The 8,982-nt window shown below is 29.0% G+C and carries 6 protein-coding genes; 5 read left to right on the top strand and 1 reads right to left on the bottom strand.

What is annotated here, in order from left to right:
* The first annotated feature begins 199 nt into the window (after positions 1 to 199).
* From C4B24_RS04945 to C4B24_RS01695, 4 genes are all read left to right on the top strand, one after another.
* Positions 200 to 370 carry a hypothetical protein gene (locus C4B24_RS04945; protein ID WP_168388316.1) on the top strand — a complete coding sequence of 57 codons (171 nt, stop codon included), beginning with the start codon at positions 200 to 202 and terminating at the stop codon, positions 368 to 370.
* Positions 371 to 531: 161 nt separating this feature from the next.
* Entirely contained in the window at positions 532 to 1,362 is an 831-nt protein-coding gene (gene rsmA, locus C4B24_RS01705) for a 16S rRNA (adenine(1518)-N(6)/adenine(1519)-N(6))-dimethyltransferase RsmA (RefSeq protein ID WP_131598748.1), read from the top strand.
* An 84-nt stretch (positions 1,363 to 1,446) separates the two neighbouring features.
* Complete coding sequence (locus tag C4B24_RS01700; protein ID WP_168388315.1) at positions 1,447 to 2,046, top strand: DapH/DapD/GlmU-related protein; 600 nt, start codon at positions 1,447 to 1,449, stop codon at positions 2,044 to 2,046.
* Positions 2,036 to 2,995 carry a ribose-phosphate pyrophosphokinase gene (locus C4B24_RS01695; RefSeq protein ID WP_131598744.1) on the top strand — a complete coding sequence of 320 codons (960 nt, stop codon included), beginning with the start codon at positions 2,036 to 2,038 and terminating at the stop codon, positions 2,993 to 2,995. Before C4B24_RS01700 ends, C4B24_RS01695 begins: the two co-directional genes overlap by 11 nt.
* 1,036 nt (positions 2,996 to 4,031) lie before the next feature.
* On the opposite strand, the gene C4B24_RS01690 is transcribed toward C4B24_RS01695, so the two are convergent.
* Positions 4,032 to 4,886: an ROK family protein gene (locus C4B24_RS01690; RefSeq protein ID WP_131598742.1), complete on the bottom strand. Its 855-nt coding sequence runs from the start codon at positions 4,884 to 4,886 to the stop codon at positions 4,032 to 4,034.
* 332 nt (positions 4,887 to 5,218) lie between these two features.
* Here C4B24_RS01690 and C4B24_RS01685 point away from each other — a divergent pair, with 332 nt between their 5' ends.
* Positions 5,219 to 8,764, top strand: coding sequence for an endo-beta-N-acetylglucosaminidase (locus tag C4B24_RS01685; RefSeq protein ID WP_131598740.1), 3,546 nt, complete (start codon positions 5,219 to 5,221; stop codon positions 8,762 to 8,764).
* The last annotated feature ends 218 nt before the right edge of the window (positions 8,765 to 8,982 follow it).

Genomic DNA, 8,982 nt, shown 5'->3' with positions numbered 1-8,982 from the left:
CGGTACGTCACAAAACATACCCAAACAAACAATCTGCTATTCAGTTTTGAGAGAACTAGGATAAATCGACCAGAAGGTCATTTTTTTTCGCCTTTTTTATTGTAAAAACAAAAAAGTGAAGAAAATCCCACCTTAAAAGTCATTAATGTATCTTTAGGAATATACTTAATAAGTAAAATATAATTATAAAGGAGAGAAAATGGTTAAATTTTCAAGAATTAAAGGAATATCACAAGAAAGTGTTGCAACAAAAACTGCTGTTGAAGCTTCTAGATTAATTGAAGAAGGGTTTGAAATCATTTCAATTACTCAATATGCAGACGCAAATTCATTAGGAAGAAATAAAGCTGCAACAATTTATTATAAATAGACTATCAACATATTAAATGTTGGTTTTTTAATGATGAAATTGTACGTTTATTTTGTCTTCTGTACTATTTTTAAAAGTGAACATTGATTTATTTTTGAACAAATAAAAAATGTGGATATTTTATTTTAAAATGAAAGCATATTTCTTTATAATTTATACATATGTTAACACTTAATAAAATAAAAGAAATACAAGAAAAATATGAGTTACAAGTTCACGCTAAAAAAAGGTTTGGACAAAACTTTCTAATAGATGAAAATGTTTTAAAACACATTATTGAAGTTGCAGATATAAAGGGTAAAGAAGTGATTGAGGTTGGTCCTGGTATGGGTTCATTAACTGTATTTGTTATTCCTGAGGCTAAGAAACTTACAGCTTATGAAATTGATAGAGATATGGTTAAAGTACTTAATGGTGAAATCAAAGAAAAAAACTTTGAATTAATTGAAGGGGATTTCCTTAAGCAAGAATTAGATTGAGAAGATCAAAAAACATTAGTTGCTAATTTACCTTATTACATAACTTCTGATATTCTATTTAAGTTATTTGAAAATGTGGATAAGTTCGATAGAGCAATCATAATGATTCAAAATGAAGTTGCTGATAGATTGAGTGCGCCAGTTGGATCAAAACAATATGGTAAACTTACTATTTCAACTAATTACTTTGCAACAGTAAAGAAAGAATTTGTTGTTAAACCTTCATCGTTCTCACCTGCACCTAAGGTAAACTCAGCTATTGTTTCACTTACATTTAATAAAAAACAAGAGCTTGATAATAAAGAATTTTTAGTGTTCGTCAAGAAGTCATTTACCCAAAGAAGAAAAACTCTTTTCAACAATTGAAAACTAATTATGTCTCCAGAAAAAGCAAGAGAATTAATTATGTTTTTGGAATTACCAGAAGCAATTCGTCCTCAAAATTTAACTGTAGAGCATTATAAAAAAGCTTTCACAGAATATAAAAAATATGTAGAACAACCCGTGAAATAATTGGGTTTGTTTTTTTACCTATAAAATAAGAGAAAAATACTCTATTTGATAGGTTTTTTACCTTGTTTTATGTATAATAACCATATGAAAAGTAAATGAATTGCGGATTCTTCTGTTTATCCAGGAGTTATATTCGAAGATATTACACACACATTTATCGAACCGGGAGCCAAAATTGAACCGGGTTGTTACATTGAAGTTCTTGTAAGGATTGATTCAAAATCAACAATTAAAGAAAATACAAAAATTTTTCAAGGTTCAATTATTAAGGAATCAGTTATTGGTGCTGAGTCAATTATTGGACAATATACATTAATAAGAAATAATACAATTTTACTTGGTAAGAATGTAATTGGTCCACAATCAGAGATTTCTGATTCAACATTCCACGAAGGAGCAAGTGCTTATCATAAAGCTTTTGTATCAAATTCATCAATTGGTGAAGGGACACAAATAGGTGCAAGTTTCATCACTGCTAACTCTTGGCATGATGGGAATAAGTATGATTCAACAATAGGTGAAAATGTAAAGATTGGTGTGAATGTAACATTGGTTGCACCAGTTAATATTGAGAGGAACTCAATAATAGCTGCAGGGTCTACAATAACAGATGAAGTAAAAGAAAATGAAATTGCCTTTGCAAGAGCAAGGCAAGTAAATAAAGGGGCTAAAAATGAAAAATAACGATGTAAGATTATTTGCGATGGAAAATTCAGAAGAACTAGGTGGAAGAATTTCAAAAATTATAGGAACTGATTTGTCAAAAATTGCAAAGACAGTATTTTCAGATGGTGAAGTATTAGTACAAGCAATTGATACAGTTAGAAATAAAGATGTTTTTGTTATTGCTTCAACATCAACACCAGTTAATGACAATATTATGGAATTACTATTATTTATCGATTCTCTAAAAAGAGCATCAGCAAGACGTATTACTGTAGTTAATACATATTATGGATATGCAAGACAAGACAGAAAAGCAAAAGGTAGACAACCAATTGGAGCTAAACTATTTGCTGATTTACTTGAAACAGCAGGTGTTGATAAAATTATTGGTGTTGATTTACACAATCCTTCAATTCAAGGTTTCTTTAATGTGCCAGTTGATGATTTAAAAGGTCAATTTGTATTTGCTCCTGAAATTAAAAAACTTAGTAAATTCTCTGTTGTTTCTCCTGATCATGGTGGAGCAGTTAGAGCTAGAGTCTTGGCTGAACTTGTGGCTGATACAGTTCAAGTAGCTATTGTTGATAAAAGAAGAACGGGACCAAATGAATCAGTTATTTCTGGTGTTCTTGGAGATGTTGAAGGTAAAAACTGTGTAATTATTGATGATATGATTGATACAGGTGGAACTATTATCAAAGCTGCTGAAGAACTTAAACGTCAGGGAGCTAAAAAAATCCTTATTGCTGCAACACACGGTATTTTTTCAAAAGGATTCCAACATTTTGAAGAATCAGATGCTATTGAGCATGTCTTAATAACAGATTCAATTGCAAGCGTTAATAAAATTAAATCTAAAAAACTTAAAGTTGTTTCATTAGATAAATTCCTTGCGAACATTATTCAAGCAACAATTGGTGGAACATCAGTTTCTTCAATTTATGAAGAAATTCAAAACAAATTATAATAATTAAAAATGCTTATAAACGTGGATAAGTAAATTCTGTATTCGAAAGGATGCGGTTTTTATATGTCAAAACACAAAGCGATATAAGAATGAATTAACTTATTTAATAAATATGAGAGGAATGATTTTAGCTGAGAAAAATACTATCCAAACTAGAAATTGATTTATTAATAAGTACAAGCAAAAAATAAAAAAGAAAACTGAAAAGGTAATTCATAATTTTATTGTCAATCTAGCTATAGAATAAATAAGAAATTCATAAGAGGATAAAATAATCTTAATGAAAAATAGAAATATAAATCTCAATATGTTTATCTTTATATAACTAATGTACCTTTATCTAAATTTACGTATGAAAATTTTGTATGAAAACAAAAAAAGAGAATCTGTTTTGATTGAACAAAAGAAATCGCAAAAGAAACTTTTGTTGAAAATAATTGTATTTATGGTTTAAAAAATACTTCCTAAAGTTTTGAATCTAAAAGTACAAAACCTAGATACATTAATTTAGTTGAGAGGAATTTCAACCCTATAGAAGAATAATATTATCACTAATAATGATTCTTATGCCGTAATAAGGAGTTAAAATTAATTATCAGTTTTAATAAGTTGTAAACAAAGTTAATTGAATCTCGGCACCTATCAAAAAGGATTGTAATCAATTAGTTACAGATGCATTTAACAAACTAAAAAAAAGAAAGGATTCGTTGTGTACTTTGATCGCCGTTTTCAAAACTTAGGTGAATTTATTTAGACTTATTCAAAATTAATTAATGGTTCAGATAGGGAGCCTTTTAGATAACAAGGGGGGTATTTATTTATATGTTCGAAGGGTTAATATTTAAAGCAATCAAAACTTTAAAAATGTCATTTGAAGAAAATCCTGAACATATTGAGTTATACATTGAATGATATAATTTTAAAAAGACTCTATTAAAAAAACACCAGTAAGTACTAGCATTTGCACAATCTAAACTGTATTTTTTTATATAGTGGATTATTATTTATTATTACCTTGAAATAATCACAAGTAAACTTAAATTTCTTTTAGTATAAAATTAATGGCGCCAACTACCCCGCTATTATTTTGGTGAGTAGCAATTTTAATATTTATTGGTTCTCCCGCACCTCTAGTTTTAACTAAGGTTTTCACTGATGCTTTTATTTTATTTATAAATAATTTTGAATGTGAAATACCTCCTGATATAATGAATAAATCAATATCTAAGATGTAATATAAGTTGAAAATATTTATTGCGTTTTGCTTTATTGAAGCATCAAATACTTTTTTGCACCGTGGATCTTTCATGTACAAAGTTTCTATTTCCTTAGCAGTTTTACTTTCGTTAAATTCTTTTTGAAAAGCTGTTTCAATACTTCTTGAACTTGATGCTAAAGAAACATTTTTTTCATCATCAACAATTTGATAACCAAACTCTCCGGCCATACCTCTCTTACCATTTCTTATTCTCCCTTTGAAAGCAATGGCTCCACCGATACCCGTTCCAATAGAAATTAATGCTATATCTAAATGTGAATTAGATTCATTAATTTCACTCATAAGTGCTGCATTTGCATCATTGAGAACTCTTATTTTCACTTCTTTATTTTCTAATAAATTTTTAAGTTCGGCCACAAAATTAAAGTTTGAATAACCCTTTATTCCCGTAAGTCCTGAAACATATTCATTGTTTATAATTGCACCTGGTGATGATACAGAAATTATATCAGGTTTAATTTTGTTAATAATTTCTGATAATCTAATCATTAAAATCTTTTTTGTTATATCTCTTGTGGTAAAAGTTTTAATTTTGCTATATTCCTTATTTTTCGATTCAAATAAACAATATTGAACTCCTGTTCCACCAATATCAAAAGCTAAAATTTTCATATTACCTTCTTTCTTTTACATATTAATCATAATACCTACTAAATGTTGAGGGAACATTTTTTATGTTAATAAAATTTAGCATTTACTAAATAATTAACTTTAAAACATTTATAAAGTAAAATGTGGGTCATGATAACTACTTTTAGTCCTTCTAATTATTGTGTTATTTTTTTTCAAAATAATAGGAAATCCCCAAAATTTTTTTCATTCAATTTTCTTCGGTGCTATAATTAATATGTATAAATGTGTATAAATATATTTATATATAGTGGATTTCAGTTTTTTTATTTCGCTAAAAATTATAAAATAAATTCACTATTCAAGGAGAGAAAATGAAAAAGAAAAAACTGCATATTATTAGTGTTTCAACATTAGCTGCTATTTCAATTGTAGCCCCAATAGCATTAGTTACCTCTTGTGGAACTAAAGCTAAAGATGGTGATTCTAACGATGGATTAAAAAAAGACAAAAATAAAGTAGAAGAGAAAAAAACTTCCTCTGCAGTTGCAAAAGAAGAAAATGGTGTATTCTCATTGCCAACTATGAGCACCCCTGATAGCGTTGATTATGGGACTAAAAACTATTTTTCTAAAGATGCCACTTTATCAAATAGTTTAAATAAGAATGAATATGAAGGTCGTAAGGCAACTGGTGATGTATATGCACCACATCTGCATCCAAGAGATATTGCTAAATGGGATGCAAAAAATTCTGTCGACGGAGAATACGTACGTAGTAGAATTCCGCTTCAAAAAAGAGTTGTTTCTCCTGAAACAAATGGGATAGCAACTAAAAAAGATGGAAGAGTATATTTTATGGATACAATGAGAACTAATACGTCAAACTCAATTGTTGGAACTAGTGAAAAAAATTCTACAAGACAACAGATTTTGGGAGCTATGCAATACGCAACTGACTGAATATCTTTTGGTGGATCAACGGGTGAGGGTACTATTTATATTCCAAGAGCTCAAGATATTGATCAGTTACATAGATCGGGGGTAAAAGTTCATGGAACTATTTTTATGGCTCCTGCAGCATATGGAGGTTCTCCAAAAGCTTATGCTGAACTATTAAGTGCTGGACCAAAGGCTACTGCAAAAAAATTAGTTGAAATTGCTAATTATTATGGTTTTGATGGTTGAATGTTCAATGATGAGAATAATATAGAACAAAAGGATTTACCTGGATGAAAAGAAATGCTACTAGAACTGCACAAGCTTTCAAAGCCAAAAAATATTGAAATTTCATACTACACTAATCAAAATAGATTATCTGGGCAAGAAATTGCTAAATTAGGCACTGATGCTGTAGATGTATGATTTAATGATTATAATTTTAAAGGCGATAAATGAGGTACATTAACTGGTTCTAAAAAACCTGCAGATTCTTCAAAATATCTAGATTCAGCACATTCGCCACAAGGAGTTCAAGCAACCGATGGTCTTGCGAAAGATATTAGTGGGCAAAAAGGCGGTTCGATTTGATTTTATACTGCCGTTAAAGATGGGCAAGCATTTAATAATGAACAATCTAAAATGACATTTATAAATGGTGCCTCAGTTAAAGATACTAGAGATGCTACAACTGAAGGTTTGGCTCACTGATATAAAGAATATACAACATTAATTGAAAGAAAAGAATTTGCAACTTCATTCAATAGAGGCGAAGGTTCGAACTTTAATGTTAATGGTAAAAGAATTGATTCGAAAAGTATGAAAGATGGTTACTCTAACTTTGCATTTTCAGATCTTCAACCAACATGGAGATATATTCAAGATAAAGTAGTAGGCACTACAATAACAAAAGATTCTTCTTTGATAATTAAGCAAGAGGAAGACAGTCAAGATGCATGGTTTGGTTCTTCCGTATTGAGTTATAAGGGAACTGTTGCCGCTAAGAGTATAAATACAAACAAACTCTACGCATCTAAAATTCCGATTAAAACAAAAGATAAAGTAGAAATTATGTTTAAGGGTAATGTTGCCCCAAAATTTGTTGGATGATCAAACAATGGCGCAACAAAAGAAATTATTGACGGAAAACTTTCGAAAGAAATATTTGCAAATGGATATAAAAAAGCCATTTTTGATTTAGGTGCACTTAATAACAAAGTTATGACGTCGTTTGGTGTTGCGTTTGGAACAGGTGTAGTTAATACTAAAATCGGGCAACTTAGATACATCCCTGCTGGAGCAACAAATTCGACTAAAACAACTGTTGATAAAGTTATTGGTGAAGGACAATGATTCACGCCTAATGGAAAAAATGTAAGAATTAATATTAAAACAAAAGACCCTAATAAACTATATATGATTTACACTGTTAAAGATAAAAAGAAAGAACTTGTTGAAATAACAAATACTCCAGGGTTAGTCATTAAAGGTCTTGGATTTAATCAAGAGTTATTTGATATTGAGATTGTTCCTTATAATAAAGTTCTCAAACCAATGGACCCAATTAAAATTAAATTATCAACTTCAACATTAAAACTTGAGGATGATTCAAAATGAACTCATAGAGTTGTTAAAAAAGTTGGGCAATTTGGTGTAGAAACAATGCATGGAATTGTAACATCAGTTAGAGATGGAGAAGGCGGAGCTTTCTTATTTGATGATCAAGTGAGTGTTATACATTATAAAAAATCAGGTGAGTTAGATAGATCTGGTAATTTTGGCAAAAAAATATTCTTAGGTAAAAATGGTTGAAATGATGGTGATGCTTTAGCTACAACATTTGTTTCAAAAAGCAAAAAACTATTTGTTTCAAGGAAAGCTGAAGTAAGCTCCAGAACTAATGTTAAAAAAGGTAAAAATGAGTTATATGTATATGATAATAATTTAAATCCTATTGATGCATTTAAATTATTGAAAACAGACAATGCTTTATTTGGTAATGATAATGAATATGTTAATAAAATATTTGAATCAAAAGGGTATATTTATTTAATTTCAAATAAAGGAAATATTAAGAGAGTTTCAGATTTAGGTGTTTTAGATACTTCGTATTCTAGTTCTGTTGCAATTCCAACATCAACAGCTGATGTTCAAGTAACTATCTTACAGAATAAAGATGACTCATTCGAACTTATTTCACAAACAAATGATAGAAACTTCTTCGATGTTAGCCACCCATCAACTTTAGCGACAAAAGTATTTTCATTTGGTGCTAACGGAGCAATAACTACTAATGATACCCTGGGGATTGCACTTGGCACTAATGCTACAGCAATACTTAAAACTAAGGATCTTGGAGAAAAAATTGTATTTGTAGATAGAGAAGGTCGTGTATTTGACTATAATAAAATAACTAAAAACATTGCTTTAAGAACTACTTTAACATATGGAACTTTTGCATTTAAAAAACCATTTGACTTTTTCCCTCCTTCGAAAATTGATCTAAAATCAACTAGATTCTCAATTGTATTTTCAAATGACGGTAATACAATTTTTATTAGGGATAATTCTAGAAAAAACCCAATGGGAGCCGGTCCACAACCATGGGCAAAAGGATTTGTGGAAGAATTTTCAAGATTAGTTATTTTCGATATCTCTTCAAATGCTTTAGATCACCTTGGTAGAAGTTATTATATTGATAAATCAACAACAACTACATTAGATGGTGACTATAAAAAATGAGGTGGAAGCATTAGAACAATGATAACACTTGCAGATAATAAAATCCTTTATGGTACAGAAGATTTTGGTAGAATTGGTTTGATTAATTATGCTAAAAATGCTAAAAATAAAAAACTAAAACTACAGGAAGTTGGAGAAGTGATATTTATATTTGAAAAAGGTGGTAAAAAACTTCCTATTAAGAAAGCTATTACATTAACAGGTCAAGATAAAAATATAAAAAACAATCCAACAAAATAGAAAAAATGAATAATGATAAGATATTGCTTTTTATGGCAATGTTTTATTTTTGCAAATTAAAGTATTTTAGCACTAATATCAATAGCTTTTATGCTTTTAAAAAATTATTATTATTTTCAATATAAATATTTTTTTCAAAAAAAGTTTCCAAATGATATAATTTATTTGTATAGATAACTTTAATAATATTATTTATATAATTGATGAAGTTTTCTTCA

The organism is Mycoplasma marinum, from assembly GCF_004335975.1.
Lineage (GTDB): Bacteria > Bacillota_I > Bacilli_A > Mycoplasmatales > Metamycoplasmataceae > Mycoplasma_K > Mycoplasma_K marinum.
This window is presented reverse-complemented; position numbering and strand designations above follow the sequence as displayed.